Source organism: Flavobacterium potami (genome assembly GCF_020026915.1).
GTDB lineage: Bacteria > Bacteroidota > Bacteroidia > Flavobacteriales > Flavobacteriaceae > Flavobacterium > Flavobacterium potami.
This window is the reverse complement of record NZ_JAINUY010000006.1, coordinates 371,499-388,203: the sequence shown is the minus strand read 5'-3', so window position 1 is coordinate 388,203 and position 16,705 is coordinate 371,499. Positions and strand designations below refer to the sequence as shown.

Here is a 16,705-nt window from a genome sequence, read left to right as displayed (position 1 = left end):
CTAAATTTGTACTTCAAAAACAATTTCTTTGAAAAAGAAAATCCACATCATACTGCTTTTTATAACACTTAGTTTCTTTTTGAATCCAGGTTATACTTACGCATGCAATATGGGAAATCATAAAGAAATTGCCCCTAAAGAAGAAAACAGCTGTTCTAAAAAATGCTGTGAAAAGAAAACGTCAAAACACGAAAAACACAATTGTGATGGAAAATGCCGTCATTCTGGCTGTACAACTTCTGCATTGCAATTCATTATTTTGACTTCAAACGAATTTGATTTACAAAATGATGTTTTCAATTTTTCTTTAAAAAACACGATTGCATCTTACAGTAATTCTACCATTTCTTCTGGATTTACTTCTATTTGGCTGAAGCCGAAAATATAATTATCGTATTTATGACAGCCCATATTGGGCCTTTTCGAAATCAACTTTTTTTAATTAATTTTAAAGGAAATTAAATCCTTTACCTAAAATATTATACACAATGAAAAAATCAATTATAGCTTTAGCAACAGTACTAACAGTAGTTTTTAGTGCAAATAATATTCAAGCAAATACAGTAAAATCAGAATCAGGAACGACAGAAATCGTTGATGCAAGTCAGCTTCAATCTGTTTATGATGCTTATTTTAATGTAAAAGATGCGCTTATTAAAAGTGACAGCAAATTGACTTCAGCGAAAGCTGCAACTTTATTGACAGCAATTTCTGCAGTAAAAATGGACAAACTAAAAAGCAACGAACATACAGTTTGGATGAAAGTGGTTAAAAAATTAACTGCCGATGCTAAAAGTATTTCGTCTACAACAGATCTTAAAAAACAACGTGAGACTTTTAAATCTTTATCGAAAAGCACTTACGATTTAATAAAAGTTTCAAGTCCAGATCAGCCAATCTACAAACAATATTGCCCAATGGCAGACGCTGATTGGCTAAGCAAAGAAAAAGCAGTTAAGAATCCGTACTACGGTTCTTCGATGTTGACTTGCGGAAACGTGGTAGAAACGATCAAATAAATATGAAGCTCTACATCAAAAATATGGTGTGCGCGAGATGCAAAATGGTTGTGGAGTCTGAGTTGGAAAAACTCGGACTTCAAACTATTGCTGTGGAATTGGGTGAAGTAGAATTGGAACAAGAAATCAGCGACGAACAAAAAGAAGTTCTTTTAGAAAACCTTCAAGCTTTAGGTTTTGATTTAATTGATGATAAAAAAACAAAAACGGTTGAAAGAATAAAAAATCTAATTGTCGATTTGGTACATCATAAAAACAACGATCTCAAAATCAACTTGTCTGATTATTTGGCTGAAAACCTGAATCAAGATTATAATTCACTAAGCAATTTGTTTTCGGAAATTGAAAACACCACAATTGAAAAGTATTTCATCAGCCAAAAAATTGAAAAAGTAAAAGAGTTATTGATCTACAATGAGCTTTCGTTAAGCGAAATTGCCGATATTCTTAACTACAGCAATGTAGCGCATTTGAGCAATCAATTCAAGAAAATCACAGGCTTTACTCCTACTTCTTTCAAACAATCAAAAGATAAAAAGCGTATTCAGATTGAGAATATATAGTTTTTTTTGCTTAACCGCTAAGAACGCTAAGAGTTACGCAAAGTTCGCAAAGGTTTTATTTAGCCACAGATTACACAGATTAATACAGATTTAAAAATCCTTTTAATCTTTTTAATCTGTGGCTAACTTTTTATAAAGCTATTTCGCAATTTATTCAGAACATAGCCCATGGTTTTAACCTTGGGTACACAAAGATTGGAACACGATACGTACCCAAGGTTGAAACCTTGGGCTATGTTTTATATAGAATACGCAAAGATATTCTAAGACAAAGCTTTGCGAACTTTAAAAACTTCTGAAATAAAGAAAACTTAGCGTGCTTTGCGTAAATCTTTGCGCCCTTTGCGGTTAAAAAAACAGCATTTTGTAAATCTTACAAATCATTCACAAAATTATACAAACCGAACTCGGACTTACTTAGGAAATTTGCATTGTAATACTTAAAAACCAATACAATGACTCATCAATATATAATTTCAGGAATGTCGTGCAATGGATGCCGAACCAAAGTCGAAAAAACGTTGAACGAAGTTGAAGGCGTTCAGGCAGAAGTAACTTTGAATCCGCCAACGGCTACGATTACAATGGAGAAACATGTTCCGACAGAAAAATTCCAAGAAATTTTAGCTGCTGCAGGAAATTATACGATTGAAATGGATTCTCCTAAAAATCATGGCGAAGCTAAATCTTGCTGCTCAGGTCATAAAAAAGAGAATCACGATCACAGTCATCATAAATCAAAACCTAAAAAAACACAACTCAGTGCAAATGGCGTTTATTACTGCCCAATGCATTGTGAAGGCGACAAAACGTATAACAAACCAGGAGATTGCCCAGTTTGCGGAATGGATTTAGTGCCACAAGTAGCGATAACAGCAACACAATTTACTTGTCCAATGCATCCAGAAATTGTTTCAAACGAACCAGGTGATTGCCCGATTTGCGGAATGGATTTGGTTCCGATGCAAGCTTCTGAAAGCGAAGAAAACAAAACTTATTCTGATTTATTGAAAAAAATGAAAATCGCGATTTTGTTTACGCTTCCAATTTTCATTATTTCAATGTCAGAAATGATTCCGAATAATCCGCTTTATAATATAATGTCAATCGAAAAATGGAATTGGGTTCAGTTTCTCTTTTCACTTCCTGTTTTATTTTATGCAGGTTGGATGTTTTTCATTCGCGCTTACAAATCAATTGTGACTTGGAATCTGAATATGTTTACGCTAATCGGAATTGGAACAAGTGTTGCTTTCTTATTCAGTATCGTTGGAATGTTTTTTCCAGATATTTTCCCATCAGAATTCAAATCGCATCACGGAACCATTCATTTGTATTTTGAAGCTGCGACTGTAATTATCACTTTGGTTTTATTAGGACAATTATTAGAAGCCAAAGCGCACGGGCAAACGAATGGAGCAATCAAAGAATTATTAAAATTAGCGCCAACCGAAGCGACTTTAGTAGAAAACGGAATTGACAAAGTAATATCTATTCATAATATCAAAAAAGACGATTTATTACGTGTAAAACCAGGAGAAAAAATTCCTGTTGACGGAAAAATAACGAATGGTGAAAGCAGTATAGACGAATCTATGATTACGGGAGAACCAATTCCTGTTGACAAAAAAACGGGCGATGCTGTAATTTCTGGAACAATAAACGGAACAAAATCGTTTGTAATGATTGCTGAAAAAGTAGGTTCAGAAACCATGCTTTCACAAATTATTGAAATGGTAAATAATGCGAGCCGTTCGAGAGCGCCAATTCAAAAATTAGCCGATCGCGTTTCTAAATATTTTGTGCCGACTGTCGTGATTATTTCAGTTTTAACCTTTTTTGCTTGGGCGAAATTCGGTCCAGAACCTGCTTATGTTTATGGATTAATTAATGCAATTGCGGTTCTAATTATTGCTTGTCCTTGCGCACTTGGACTAGCAACTCCAATGTCAGTAATGGTTGGTGTTGGAAAAGGTGCTCAAAACGGAATTTTGATAAAAAATGCCGAAGCCCTAGAAAACATGAATAAAATTGATGTTTTAATTACCGATAAAACAGGAACAATTACCGAAGGAAAACCATCTGTAGAAAAAATATATGCCATAAATAATGATGAAGATTTTCTGCTTCAGAACATTGCTTCTCTAAATCAGCATAGCGAACATCCTTTAGCGCAAGCTGTAGTCTATTTTGCAAAAGAAAAAAATACTTCGTTAAAAGATGTGGAAGGTTTTGAAACCATTGCTGGAAAAGGCGTTTTTGGAAATATCGAAGGCAAAAAAGTCGCTTTAGGAAATAAAAAGTTAATGGATGAAATCGGAGTTTCTGTTTCTTCAGATTTAGAAAATAAAGTAACTGCCGAACAAAATCTTGGAAAAACTATTTCGTATATTTCTATTGAAAAAGAGGTTTTAGGTTTTGTTGCCATTACAGATGCCATCAAAGAAAACAGCGCAAAAGCGATCAAGGAATTAATCGATCAAGGTGTTGAAGTAATTATGCTGACAGGAGATAATCACAACACAGCAAAAGCTGTTGCTGAGCAATTGCATTTGAGTTCTTTTAAAGCTGATTGTCTTCCTGAAGATAAATTGAAAGAAATCGAACGTGTTCAAGCGCAAGGAAAAGTGGTCGCAATGGCTGGAGACGGAATCAACGATGCGCCTGCTTTGGCTCAATCGAATATAGGAATTGCGATGGGAACTGGAACTGATGTTGCGATTGAAAGTGCTAAAATCACTTTGGTAAAAGGTGATTTAAACGGAATTGTAAAAGCCAAAAACTTGAGCCACGCGGTAATGTCAAACATCAAACAAAACTTATTCTTTGCTTTTATTTATAATACTTTGGGAGTGCCAATCGCAGCAGGAATTTTATTTCCGTTTTTAGGAATTTTGCTTTCGCCGATGTTGGCTGCGGTTGCAATGAGTTTGAGTTCTGTTTCGGTAATCGTAAATGCTTTGCGATTGAGAAATCTAAAATTATAGGTTGGACGTAATTATTTCAACACATAGAAACATAGCTTTGTATTGTGCGTAAAGGCGTTTCACTTATTGCAATACACATAGCGCTATGTGTGGAAACTAGTTTCTTTTATTCTCTCTTTTTAGACAAAAAAATCTATGTTTCTATGTGTTAAAAATAAATTGTGTTCAATGTAGACCAACGATTTAAAATTATAATTTATCATGAAAATCAAATACCTCTTTATACTTTTCTTAATCGCTTTTCAGCTGAAAGCCCAAAAAGGAGTGCGTTACGATCTGCACGTTCGCGATACGATTGTCAATTTTTCAGGTAAAGAAAAACGTGCGATTGCCGTAAACGGACAAATTCCGATGCCTACTTTAACTTTTACCGAAGGCGATATTGCAGAAATTTATGTGCATAACGAATTGAAAAAAGAAACGACTTCAATGCACTGGCACGGATTGTTTCTTCCTAATAAAGAAGATGGAGTTCCATATTTGACTCAAATGCCGATTGAACCAGGAACAACTCATAAATATACTTTTCCAATTATTCAAAACGGAACCTATTGGTATCACAGCCATTCTGGTTTACAGGAACAAATTGGTTTGTATGGCCTTTTTATCATCAATAAGAAAAAAGACGATTCTACTATCAGAAAAGGAATTGACGATTTGCCAACGATTCCTGTTATTCTAAGCGAATGGTCAGATTTGAAACCTGAGAATATTCAGCGAATGTTGCACAATGCCAACGATTGGTTTGCGATTAAAAAAGGAACAACACAAAGTTATGCTGAAGCTATAAAACAAGGTCATTTTTCGACCAAAGTCACCAACGAATGGAAACGAATGAATGCAATGGATGTCAGCGATGTTTATTATGAAAAGTTTCTGCTTAACGGAAAAAATGAACAACAGCTTTCCGATTTTAAACCTGGTTCAAAAGTCCGTTTAAGAATTGCAAACGGAGGCGCTTCGAGTTATTTCTGGCTAACTTATGGCGGAGGAAAAATCACTGTTGTTGCCAGCGACGGAAATGATGTAGAACCCGTAGAAGTCGATCGCTTGATAATTGCCGTTTCTGAAACTTATGATGTTGTGGTTACGATTCCAGAAAACAATAAATCGTTTGCTTTTTTGGCTACAGCCGAAGATAGAACGGGATCTGCATCTTTGTTTTTAGGAAATGGCGAGAAACAACCCGTTCATCATCTTTCTAAATTAAAATATTTTGAAGGGATGAAAATGATGAACGATATGATGAAAATGAACGGCGAAATGAACGATATGGGCATGAATATGTCTTTGAATAAAATGGACATGAATGCCGTAATGTATCCCGAAATTTCAGGTGAAGATGAAAATGCAAAACCAGCAATGGATCATTCGAATCATAATATGGAAGGAATGAAAATGGAAAGTGATAGCACGGAAACTTCTGAATTGTAACCTTAAATTACGGAATGCTAAAATCTCCCTTCAAAACTAATCTTCCAAAAGATGCGCCTGTAAAGGAATTGCGTTTCACTTTATCAGGAAATATGAATCGTTACGTTTGGAGTTTAGACAATAAAGTAGTTTCTGAAACGGATAAAATTTTAATTAAAAAAGGAGAAAACGTTCGAATTGTAATGTACAATGGCTCGATGATGCGTCACCCAATGCATTTACATGGACATGATTTTAGAATTTTGAATGAACATGGCGATTATGCTCCATTAAAAAACGTGATTGACATTATGCCAATGGAAACCGATACCATCGAATTTCAGGCAAATGCAGACGGCGATTGGTTTTTCCATTGTCATATTTTGTATCACATGATGGCGGGAATGGGACGAATTTTTACTTATGAAAATTCAGCTCCAAATCCGTTGATTCATCATCCTGAAATGGCTTTTAAAATGCTAAAAATGGATGACAGAATGTTTCATTTTATGGCGGAGAATGATTTTGCATCTAATGGAAATGATGGTGAAGCGATGTTCAGTAACACCAGATGGAGCATCGGAACGGAATGGAGATTGGGTTATAATGACGAACACGGTTACGAAACAGAAACGCATATTGGAAGATATATTGGCAAAAATCAATGGTTAATGCCTTTTATTGGTTTTGACTGGAGATACCGAAGAATGGGAATGGACGAACAGGAACAAAATCTTTTTGGACAAAAAAACACCAAAGACAATCGTTCGGTTTTTAGCGCCGGTTTGGAATATACTTTACCAATGCTTATAAAAGCACAAGTTGAAGTGTATACCGATGGAAATGTTCGTTTTCAGTTTGAGCGTAAAGATATTCCGCTTGCCAAACGTTTGCGAATGAATTTAATGTGGAACACCGATAAAGAATATATGGCTGGATTGAAATATATCGTTGCCAGAAACTTCGGAATCACGACGCATTATGACAGCGATATGGGAATTGGATTTGGGGTTAATTTGAATTATTGATTTTTTTCTTTAAACCATATAAGTGATATAAGCTCATTTTACTGTGCGCATTTCACTATGAGGTCTTCCTTGAAAAAGTAAAAGAACTGGATAATTGACAAAATAGAAAAAGGATCGATGAAATAAATGGCATTGATTTTGAAAAGACAAAAAGCATCAAAAGCCAATTTAAATTAAATCAAATATTACAAAATGAATCCATTGTTATTACTAATTCTTCCGCCAATTTTTCAACTTATATTTGGGACAAAAGATCTTGCCGAAAGTATCAAGCTAAATTTTGCAAAAGTAAGTTTTGTCAATTTTATCTTACAAATCATCTTTTCTTGTTTAGTATTTAATATCATTGAAAATAGACTAACTGCTAATGGACCATTAAAATGCGGCATGCCATTGGTAGGACTAATTTTTATGGAATTACTCCTTTTAGCTGTTTTATTGATCATAATATTAATTCAATATTTAGTAAGAAGACATTACAGATCTAAAATCGAATAACAAACCTAGTTTGATTGTTATATGAAATTATCGATTTATTAAAATTATTGAAGTCATTTAAATTCATTAAAATTATATATTTGAAATAAGACTAAATCAGCTATTAATTCAAATAAAAAAATCATGACTTTAGAAGATTTCAAAAAGAATTTCGACAATCAAATTACTCCAGAACTAACTTCATTTTTTGAAATAAACGATGAACTCGGTTTCGAAAATTATTCTCAGGGTTTCGGATTATATAAAGATGATAAATCAGGAATTGCAAGCTGGTCTGAAGATGAGGGCTTTTTAGAAAAACTAATGCCTTTCGCACAAGCAAATGGTTCTGGTTCGATGTATGTTTTGTGGAATAATGAATCTGGAAATTCGCTAAACGAACTCCCTGTTATAGTTTTTGGAGACGAAGGTGGTTATCATGTTGTAGCTAAAAATATTTTCGAATTCATGCGATTGCTTACTTTCGACACTGAAATCTCTGTAGATCACGAAGAAGTTTATTTCTATAAAGACGAAGAAGATTACGAAGAAAGTGAAGGTTTACAAGAATACAAAAACTGGATTAAAGAGAATTTTGACCTTGAGCCAGTAAACGATGACGAAGCAACTTCAATACTCGAAGAAGCGCAAAATGAATATAAAGCGGACTTTGATAAATGGGTTTCTCAATATTATTCTGAGGAATAAATCTTTATCAAAACATTAACTTTTTGTAAGAATCAACTCAACGGAATGTTTTTATATTTGGATCACCAATTATAATCTTTCTAACAAAAAACATTCTATACAAAATGACAAAAGTAATTACAATCGTTACCGTCGCTTTATTTACAATTGGCTTAAACGCTCAGGAAACAAAACCTGTAAAAAAGGACAAAGCCAAAAAAGAATCTTGCTGTAAAAAAGCAACTGACAAAAAAGATAAAAAATCTTGTTGTGTTAAAAAATAAACGAAACTCTGTTTCGATAAAAAGACCTCACCAAAAATGAGGTCTTTTTTTATGTCTGTTCTTTTAAACTTTCATATCTATATTTGCGTTTTTTTGCGTTATTTATATTCAAAAAACAAATAAAAACGAAATAAAACGCAAAAAAAGCGAATGTAATTGCGTTTTTTAATATATTTATCCTCAGATAACTACACTAAAAACCAATTTACTATGAAAAAAACTACTCTTACTGTTTTTAAAACTGTAATTACAACGTGTCTGCTTTTTAGTTTTTTGCTATTAGATGCACAATGCATACAGGGACCAGAATTTAGCAAAACAACACCTAAAAGAGATTTGAGAGGTGTTTTTCTACCCTCTGTTTTCAATCTTACCTGGCCTACAAACAAAACAGCTTCTCCCGCTGTGCAACAGGCCGAATTAATTACAATTCTAGACAATCTGCGAAACAATGGGTACAATACGGTATTTCTACAAGTTCGTCCTGCAAGTGATGCACTTTATGTATCTGCAATAGAACCTTGGTCAAACTATTTAACAGGAACGGAAGGGCTTGCTCCTACCCCTTTATGGGATCCTTTGACTTTTGCCATAACCGAATCGCATAAAAGAGGATTGGATCTTCATGCTTGGATAAATCCGTACAGAGCAAAGAATGGTACTTATGCAAATGCGTCAAGTCATCCAATAAGCAAAAATCCGTCATGGGTAATTACTGCCGCCAATAATGCCAATTTGAAAATATTAAATCCTGGCTTACCCGAAGTTCGAGACTATATTGTTTCCATTATTCAAGATATTGCCACAAGGTATGATGTTGATGGAATTCATTTTGATGATTATTTTTATCCAAGTGGTGCCATGGCAGCAGCTCCTGCCAATCAAGATAATCAGACATTTATTGACCATAACCCGAACGGTTTAACATTAGCAAACTGGAGAAGAGAAAACGGAAACATGCTGATTTCAATGGTTTATGATGCTATTCAGATTATTAATACCAATTTGAATAAAAATATCGTTTTTGGAGTAAGTCCTTCCGGAATATGGAAAAGTGGTGTACCGACAGGAATTACAGGCGGATCATCTTACAATGACTTATTTTACGATCCGATTGCATGGTTAGACGCGGGAAAAGTAGATTATCTTGCTCCACAATTATACTGGAAAATCACAGGAGCACAAGATTATGTAAAACTTTCACAATGGTGGAATGATGAAATAAAAGCCCGAAACAAACAATTATATGTAAGTCAGGCTTTTTACAAAATGGACGATACCAACAATTGGGCGTCGGAAGAATTACAAAATCAGACAATTCACAATAGAACAGCATCCATGGATGCTACATTTGGTCAAATTGCTTATAGTTATGCTTCTATAAAAACGAATTCAAAATCAATAAATACAAATTTGAGCGCGGCACAATACAAGTATAAGTCTTTTGCTCCTCCTATTGCAGGGAAAGATGCGATTTGCCCAAACAAACCAGCAAATATTACAATTACGGGAACCAGCTTAACCTGGGATACTCCTGCTCCTGCTTCTGATGGTGATTTACCAGTAAAATATGTAATTTATGCTTTTAATAATGCTGCCGAAGCAGTTACCAACAAAGATGACGGTTCTAAAATTATCGAAATTACAGCAGGAAATCAGTTTACGCTGACTCAGGATCAGGTTGATACCAAATTCATTGTTGTAACTTCATTAGATAAAAATAATAATGAAGCCGGAACTTATGATCCGAGTTTAGGAAATGAGGATTTTGAACTTGAAACAAGCAAATCATTTAATGTTTATCCTAATCCTTTTAGTGAAGTATTTACAATGGAGTTCTCCAAGTCTGTAAATCCTGTACAAATTACAATTTATGAAGGAAGTGGAAAACAAGTTTGGAATCAAGATATTAAAAATTCTGATTCACAAATAATAGTATCACCCTCAAATTTGACCAGTGGTTTTTATTTTGTTAAAGTTAGTTTTGAAAACGGAAGCAGTGAAAGTTTTAAAATAATCAAAAAATAAACTCAGACGTTTTCTATAAAAACAGCCTCATCTCTGAGGCTGTTTTTTATTTTATTTCAAACGAACACTCCATTCAAAATCCATTTCAGAAACCTGAACACCTTCTTCGTTTGTTCCTATCGATTTCATCCAGAACGTTTGCCCTTCTCCCGTTTCTATAGTTTTCTTGATTGCATTGGCAATTAAATGTCCGTCGTTGCAAACAAATGTAATTCTACCTGTAGCTTTTTTGGTGAAATTTCCTTTGTTATTGGCTACTAACATTGAGATTTTTTTTCCGCTCTGCTGAATTTGAGAAATTACCAAAGCTCCTGTCGTCAGCTCCGCCGCCATAGCCTGGACTGCAAAATACATCGAATTAAACGGATTCTGATTAATCCATCTATGCTTTACTGTAACAGTACAGTTGCTTTCATTTATATCTTTTACACGAACTCCACAAAAGTATGCAGAAGGCAATTTGAATAAGACGAATTTATTAAGTTTTGATACAGAAAGTGCCATGTGATTTATTTTTTTATGTAAAAATACAAAAAAACTATGCACGCACAATATAATATTACAATATCACATAAAAGCCAACAAAACCAATACTTAAAGATGATTTTCAATGATTTAAAGTTTATTTTACACTTTTTACAATGTTAATATTTTGTTAATATTTGGTACTATGTAAAACAAGATACCTGTTTTTAGACATATATTTGCATAAGAAATTACTATATACTTTTAATCATGGAAACAACAACACCACTCATCATGGAAAAAACATCAGAAAAGAATACAGCAACCTTTACTCATTTGAGTACATTAAGTCAATATTTAATTCCATTTGGAAACTATATTTTTCCGCTGCTAATTTGGACTAACTACAGAGATAAATCTGAATTTGTAGATCATCACGGAAAACAGACTTTGAACTTTCAGTTGAGCTTATTGCTTTATACTTTGATTTTAGCACTTATTGCAATTCCGATTTTTATTACGGTCTTTTTACAGAATATTCCAATAGAAGCCGTTTTTAACGATCATGATTTTGTAATCAGAAACTTTAACTTTCAAGCAAACATCGGAATGTTAAGCATTGGAATTACTGCAGTAGTACTTTTTGGAGTTTTAAAATTTGTTGAATTCTTTTTAGTGATTTATGCTTCTATCAAAGCTTCAAACGGAGAATTATACAAATATCCTCTTACGATTCCTTTTATAAAGTAGAACTTCGACTTCGCTCAGTCTGACATTAAAAGGTTAAAAGTTATAGACACGACAATCAATCATCAATCACCCGAGAGCTTTGCTCGAATTGGCGAAGCAATCATCATCAATCAAAAAACGAATTGTTCAATCTAAAAAAAACAAAATGAAATTATGAACATTGAAAACACAAAAGCACAGATGCGCAAAGGTGTTCTTGAGTTTTGCATCTTATCAGTATTAAAAGAAAAAGACGCATATACATCTGAAATATTAGACACTTTAAAGAACGCAAAATTACTAGTTGTCGAAGGAACTGTTTACCCGTTGTTAACTAGATTGAAAAATGACGGTTTACTTAATTATCGCTGGGAAGAATCGACCTCAGGGCCGCCACGAAAGTATTATGGATTAACCGAGATAGGACAAACTTTTTTAAACGAACTTAGCGGAACTTGGACAGAATTATCTGACGCCGTAAAACTAATCACCAATCAAAATCAATAAGTCATGAACAAAACAGTAAATATTAACTTAGGCGGAATGTTTTTTCACATAGATGAAGATGCATACTTAAAATTAACACGCTATTTTGACGCTATCAAACGATCGCTTAACAACTCATCTGGACAAGATGAAATTATTAAAGACATCGAAATGCGTGTTTCTGAACTATTGACAGAAAAACAAAAAAGCGACAAACATGTTGTTGGACTGAAAGATGTTGACGAAGTGATTGCGGTAATGGGACAACCAGAAGATTACAGAATTGAAGACGAAGAAAATCCAAATCAAGCGTTTGATAATTACGGTGCAAGAAAACACAAAAAATTATACCGTGACAAAGAAAAAGGTATGATTGGTGGGGTTGCTACAGGTTTAGGACATTATTTTGGAATCGACGCTGTTTGGATCAAAATCATATTCTTAATCTTCGTTTTCGCAGGTTTTGGAACTGGAATTTTAGCTTATTTCGTTCTTTGGATTGTAACGCCAGAAGCGGTTACCACTTCAGAAAAATTGGAAATGACAGGAGAACCGGTAACCATTTCAAACATCGAAAAAAAAGTTCGAGAAGAAATTGATTCGTTATCTGATAAATTTAAAAATGCAGATTATGATAAAATGGGAAACCAGGTAAAGTCGGGAGCTGGGAGAATAAGTAGTTCATTAGGCGACTTTGTTATGACGGTTTTTAAAGTTTTTGCAAAGTTTTTAGGCGTGATTCTAATCATATGCGGAATTTCAACTTTAATCATGTTATTGATCGGTGTTTTTACTTTAGGCACAAATCTTTTTGTTGATTTTCCTTGGCAAAATTTTATCGAAGCTGGAAACTTTACCGAATATCCGCTTTGGTCTTTTGGTTTGCTAATGTTCTTTGCAGTTGGGATTCCGTTTTTCTTCTTAACACTTTTAGGATTTAAACTGTTGTCTCCAAACTTAAAATCGATCGGAAACATTACAAAATATACGCTTTTGGCTCTTTGGATTATTTCCATTGCAATTTTGGCAAGTATCGGAATTAAACAGGCAACTGAAATTTCGCACGATAACAAAGTAGTAGAAAAAAAAATATTAGCAATCAAACCTTCTGATACTTTGTACATTAAGTTCAAATACAACAATTATTATACAAAAAGTTTGAACCACTACAGAGAGTTTGAATTTGTACAAGATTCTGCAAACAACGACTTGATTTATTCTAACGATGTTCGTTTACACGTATTACGCACAGACGAATTGGCTCCGTTTATGCAGATTGAAAAAAGTGCAAGAGGAAATTCTTTTACAAATGCTAAAAAAAGAGCAGAAAAAATTAATTACAAGTTTCAAGTTGACGGAAATCATTTAATTTTGGATAACTATTTTCTGACAGATGTAAAGAACAAATTTAGAGGCCAAGAAGTTGACATCTATCTTTATCTTCCTGAAGGACAGTTAGTAAAACCAGATTCTTCAGTTAGGGATTATTATAATTCAGATGACAATTTCTTCGAATTAAATTACCACGGAGATTACAATTATAAAGTTATCGGGTCTAAAGTAAAATGTCTAAACTGTCCTAATGATGAGGACAATGACAACTATGAAACTGAATATGAGAATATAGATGCCGAAGTTAACGAAGCAATTAATGATGCTAACATTGATGCAACTGACACTATAAAAGAAGTTTCAGTTAAAATTAATGGAAAAGAAGTTATAAACGGAAAGAAAACTAAAGGAAGGCTAACCACTGATAAAAACGGAGTGATAATCAAAATTAACTAAACCATGATAAAAATAATCATTCATATTACGAAATTTATAATTGCAACGATTACTGCTTTACTGTTTGCTTCATGCAACTTTAACATGAATGCAATTGAAGGAAGCGGGAATGTTACAACAGAAAAAAGAACCGTTAACGGAGAATTTAAAAATATCTCTGTAAGCAATGCAATCGATTTGGTTATTGAGCAATCTGACAAAACAGAAATTACAGTAGAAGCCGATGACAATCTACAAAAAGAAATTGTGACCAAAGTAGAAAACGGAACACTTATTATAGAGTGCAAATACAGCTCTTTCCGCAACATTACATCCAAAACGGTTACGGTAAAACTGCCGGCTATTCATAAAATAGAAGCTTCGAGCGCATCAACAGTAGAAACAAACGGACTTTTCTTAGGCGAAGATATTACATTGGAGGCTTCGAGCGCTGCATCGATGGATATGAAAATGGAATCGGATAGAATTTCAATAGATGCTGAAAGTGGTAGTTCTGTAGGAATTGAAGGTAAAGCATTAAGCCTTAGTGTTTCGGCTGCAAGCGGCGGAAGTATTGATGCCGAAGGATTAATGGCAAACGATGTTCATGCGGATGCTTCGAGCGGAGGAACGCTTGCTGTACGCCCAATTTTAAGTTTAAAAGCAGATGCTTCGAGCGGAGGAAATATAGACTACAGCGGTGATCCTAAAAAGGTAGAAAAATCTGCATCGTCTGGAGGAAACGTAAACAAAAACTAAACAGGCAACTGTTAAATATAAAAGAAATCATTCACCCCAAGTGGATGATTTTTTTATATTTGTCAAAATCAAATCTAGAATTAATGAAAAAAAGTACAGCGCTACTCCTATTATTATTTGTTACAACATTAACTTTTGCTCAAAAGAGAGAAAAAATTAAAGGCTCTAAAGTTGTAACGACTTCAGTAAAAGAAGTTGGCAGTTTTGATGCCCTTGAAGTCGATGACAATCTGGAAGTTTATTTAGAACAAGGAGAAAAAAACGAAATTAAAATTGAAGCCGATGATAATCTTCATGATATCATTGGAATGGATCTAAGAGAAAAAACCCTTCGATTATATACCAATAAAGAATCTACTATTTTCAAAAAATTAGCAGTTAAAGTAACTTACACCAAATCATTAAATAAAGTAATTACTAAAAATGAGGCAGTTGTTTATGCAATTCAGGAATTGCAGTTGGACGACATTACGATGAATTGTTTAGATTTTTCTAAATTATTCCTAAACGTAAATGCAAAAAAATTCAGTTTAATTGCAGATGATAAAACCAAAACAGAATTAAACTTAAAAGCAGATGACGGAAGTTTACAATTGAGCAAATATTCGTCTATTAAAACACTAGTATCTGCCATTAAATTCAAATGTGATTTGTACCAAAAAGCAACTGCTGCTATTGAAGGTATTGCCGAAAAAGCCACTATTCGTTTAGATAATAATTCTGTTTTTACAGGAACAAAATTCACATTAAAAGACGCTAATGTTACTGCAGAAAATTTTGGTGTTGGAAGCATTTTGGTCGAAACATCACTTTCTTTAGCAGTTGGAGATAAAGCAGAAATTTCTCTTTTAGGAAATCCAACAATACAACTGACTCGTTTTTCTGAAGAAGCGAAGTTGTTGAAGAAGATTAAGTAGTCAGAGTTTTCAGTCGCAGTCGCAGTCGCAGTCGCAGTTTACAGGCTAAAAAAAATCCCAATCATACGATTGGGATTTTTTTATATAATTTTCAGATTGCGACTGAAAACTGTGACTGCGACTGAATACTGTGACTAAAAAATTACTCTTTAGAAGCCAAATATCTTTCAGCATCCAATGCAGCCATACATCCTGTACCTGCGGCAGTAATGGCCTGACGGTACACGTGGTCTGCTGCATCTCCTGCTACAAATACACCCGCAACGTTCGTATTAGAAGTTCCTGGAGTATTCACGATGTAACCTGTCTCGTCTAGTGTGATATAATCTTTAAAGATATCTGTGTTTGGTTTGTGTCCAATTGCCACGAAGAAACCAGTTGCTGGAATCACAATCGTTTCTCCTGTAGTTTTGTTTAAAGCTTTAATAGCATGCACTACATTACCATCTCCCTCTACTTCAACAGTATCATGGTTCATTAAAATCTCGATGTTTTCTGTTTTACGAACACGCTCTTCCATAATTTTAGAAGCTCTGAATTTCTCACTTCTAACCAACATCGTTACTTTTTTGCAAAGCTTAGATAAGTAGTGCGCTTCTTCACAAGCAGAATCTCCTGCTCCAACAATTACAACTTCTTGATTTCTGTAGAAGAATCCGTCGCAAACTGCACAAGCAGAAACTCCTCCACCCATATTTAAGTAATGTTGCTCTGATGGCAATCCTAAATATTTAGCCGAAGCACCTGTAGAAATAATAACTGTTTCACAGTGTAATTCAATAGAATCATTAATCCAAACTTTATGAATATCGCCAGAAAAATCAACTTTAGTAGCCCAACCATCACGAATATCAGCACCAAAACGTTTTGCTTGTTCTTGTAACTGAATCATCATTTCTGGTCCTGTTACTCCATCAACATAACCAGGAAAGTTTTCAACCTCATTAGTTGTAGTCAATTGACCACCAGGTTGCATTCCTTGATATAATACTGGATTCATGTTAGCTCTAGCCGCATAAATAGCTGCAGTATAACCCGCAGGACCAGAACCTATAATAAGGCATTTAATTTTTTCGATTGTATTTGACATAGTAAT

Annotated in this window: 14 protein-coding genes and 1 pseudogene; 13 read left to right on the top strand and 2 right to left on the bottom strand. The window is 34.1% G+C overall.

Annotated elements, in window-relative coordinates:
- Positions 1–28: 28 nt before the first annotated feature.
- The 8 genes and pseudogenes from K6T82_RS18590 (at position 29) to K6T82_RS18555 (ending at position 10,486) form a co-directional block, all read left to right on the top strand.
- The gene (locus tag K6T82_RS18590) at positions 29–388 is read left to right on the top strand and encodes a hypothetical protein (RefSeq protein WP_223709044.1); all 360 of its coding nucleotides are present in this window, start codon (positions 29–31) and stop codon (positions 386–388) included.
- A gap of 100 nt (positions 389–488) precedes the next feature.
- Positions 489–1,019, top strand: coding sequence for a DUF3347 domain-containing protein (locus K6T82_RS18585; RefSeq protein ID WP_223709042.1), 531 nt, complete (start codon positions 489–491; stop codon positions 1,017–1,019).
- Positions 1,020–1,021: 2 nt separating this feature from the next.
- Complete coding sequence (locus tag K6T82_RS18580) at positions 1,022–1,582, top strand: AraC family transcriptional regulator (protein ID WP_223709040.1); 561 nt, start codon at positions 1,022–1,024, stop codon at positions 1,580–1,582.
- Positions 1,583–2,037: 455 nt separating this feature from the next.
- Entirely contained in the window at positions 2,038–4,569 is a 2,532-nt protein-coding gene (locus K6T82_RS18575) for a heavy metal translocating P-type ATPase (RefSeq protein WP_223709038.1), read from the top strand.
- 201 nt (positions 4,570–4,770) lie between these two features.
- A pseudogene (locus tag K6T82_RS18570) lies at positions 4,771–7,010 on the top strand (multicopper oxidase family protein).
- A gap of 621 nt (positions 7,011–7,631) precedes the next feature.
- Entirely contained in the window at positions 7,632–8,195 is a 564-nt protein-coding gene (locus K6T82_RS18565; RefSeq protein WP_223709035.1) for an SMI1/KNR4 family protein, read from the top strand.
- A gap of 104 nt (positions 8,196–8,299) precedes the next feature.
- A complete protein-coding gene (locus K6T82_RS18560) occupies positions 8,300–8,458 on the top strand; it encodes a hypothetical protein (protein ID WP_223709032.1) in 159 nt (52 codons plus the stop codon).
- Positions 8,459–8,668: 210 nt separating this feature from the next.
- On the top strand, positions 8,669–10,486 hold the full coding sequence (locus K6T82_RS18555; RefSeq protein ID WP_223709029.1) for a family 10 glycosylhydrolase: 1,818 nt from the start codon (positions 8,669–8,671) through the stop codon (positions 10,484–10,486).
- Between the two features lie 51 nt (positions 10,487–10,537).
- Here K6T82_RS18555 and K6T82_RS18550 read toward each other — a convergent pair whose 3' ends face one another.
- On the bottom strand, positions 10,538–10,990 hold the full coding sequence (locus tag K6T82_RS18550) for a DUF4442 domain-containing protein (protein ID WP_223709027.1): 453 nt from the start codon (positions 10,988–10,990) through the stop codon (positions 10,538–10,540).
- Positions 10,991–11,245: 255 nt separating this feature from the next.
- Here K6T82_RS18550 and K6T82_RS18545 point away from each other — a divergent pair, with 255 nt between their 5' ends.
- The 5 genes from K6T82_RS18545 to K6T82_RS18525 all read left to right on the top strand — a co-directional run bounded on the left by K6T82_RS18545 (position 11,246) and on the right by K6T82_RS18525 (position 15,609).
- A complete protein-coding gene (locus tag K6T82_RS18545; protein ID WP_223709024.1) occupies positions 11,246–11,701 on the top strand; it encodes a DUF4870 domain-containing protein in 456 nt (151 codons plus the stop codon).
- A 153-nt stretch (positions 11,702–11,854) separates the two neighbouring features.
- Positions 11,855–12,187 (top strand): PadR family transcriptional regulator, encoded by a 333-nt coding sequence (locus K6T82_RS18540; protein WP_017498072.1) that lies wholly within the window; start codon positions 11,855–11,857, stop codon positions 12,185–12,187.
- Between the two features lie 3 nt (positions 12,188–12,190).
- Positions 12,191–13,954, top strand: coding sequence for a PspC domain-containing protein (locus K6T82_RS18535; protein WP_223709021.1), 1,764 nt, complete (start codon positions 12,191–12,193; stop codon positions 13,952–13,954).
- Positions 13,955–13,957: 3 nt separating this feature from the next.
- Entirely contained in the window at positions 13,958–14,692 is a 735-nt protein-coding gene (locus K6T82_RS18530; RefSeq protein ID WP_223709018.1) for a head GIN domain-containing protein, read from the top strand.
- A gap of 83 nt (positions 14,693–14,775) precedes the next feature.
- The gene (locus K6T82_RS18525) at positions 14,776–15,609 is read left to right on the top strand and encodes a GIN domain-containing protein (protein ID WP_223709015.1); all 834 of its coding nucleotides are present in this window, start codon (positions 14,776–14,778) and stop codon (positions 15,607–15,609) included.
- Positions 15,610–15,751: 142 nt separating this feature from the next.
- On the opposite strand, the gene trxB is transcribed toward K6T82_RS18525, so the two are convergent.
- On the bottom strand, positions 15,752–16,699 hold the full coding sequence (trxB, locus tag K6T82_RS18520) for a thioredoxin-disulfide reductase (RefSeq protein WP_223709013.1): 948 nt from the start codon (positions 16,697–16,699) through the stop codon (positions 15,752–15,754).
- Positions 16,700–16,705 lie beyond the last annotated feature (6 nt).

What these genes read in the sequence shown, in the direction of transcription:
- K6T82_RS18550 (WP_223709027.1), bottom strand. Translation starts at nt 10,990, where the DNA reads ATGGCACTTTCTGTATCAAAACTTAATAAATTCGTCTTATTCAAATTG.
- K6T82_RS18560 (WP_223709032.1), top strand. Translation starts at nt 8,300, where the DNA reads ATGACAAAAGTAATTACAATCGTTACCGTCGCTTTATTTACAATTGGC.
- K6T82_RS18545 (WP_223709024.1), top strand. Translation starts at nt 11,246, where the DNA reads ATGGAAAAAACATCAGAAAAGAATACAGCAACCTTTACTCATTTGAGT.
- K6T82_RS18585 (WP_223709042.1), top strand. Translation starts at nt 489, where the DNA reads ATGAAAAAATCAATTATAGCTTTAGCAACAGTACTAACAGTAGTTTTT.
- K6T82_RS18535 (WP_223709021.1), top strand. Translation starts at nt 12,191, where the DNA reads ATGAACAAAACAGTAAATATTAACTTAGGCGGAATGTTTTTTCACATA.
- K6T82_RS18575 (WP_223709038.1), top strand. Translation starts at nt 2,038, where the DNA reads ATGACTCATCAATATATAATTTCAGGAATGTCGTGCAATGGATGCCGA.
- K6T82_RS18555 (WP_223709029.1), top strand. Translation starts at nt 8,669, where the DNA reads ATGAAAAAAACTACTCTTACTGTTTTTAAAACTGTAATTACAACGTGT.
- K6T82_RS18530 (WP_223709018.1), top strand. Translation starts at nt 13,958, where the DNA reads ATGATAAAAATAATCATTCATATTACGAAATTTATAATTGCAACGATT.
- K6T82_RS18525 (WP_223709015.1), top strand. Translation starts at nt 14,776, where the DNA reads ATGAAAAAAAGTACAGCGCTACTCCTATTATTATTTGTTACAACATTA.
- K6T82_RS18580 (WP_223709040.1), top strand. Translation starts at nt 1,022, where the DNA reads ATGAAGCTCTACATCAAAAATATGGTGTGCGCGAGATGCAAAATGGTT.
- K6T82_RS18540 (WP_017498072.1), top strand. Translation starts at nt 11,855, where the DNA reads ATGAACATTGAAAACACAAAAGCACAGATGCGCAAAGGTGTTCTTGAG.
- K6T82_RS18565 (WP_223709035.1), top strand. Translation starts at nt 7,632, where the DNA reads ATGACTTTAGAAGATTTCAAAAAGAATTTCGACAATCAAATTACTCCA.
- trxB (WP_223709013.1), bottom strand. Translation starts at nt 16,699, where the DNA reads ATGTCAAATACAATCGAAAAAATTAAATGCCTTATTATAGGTTCTGGT.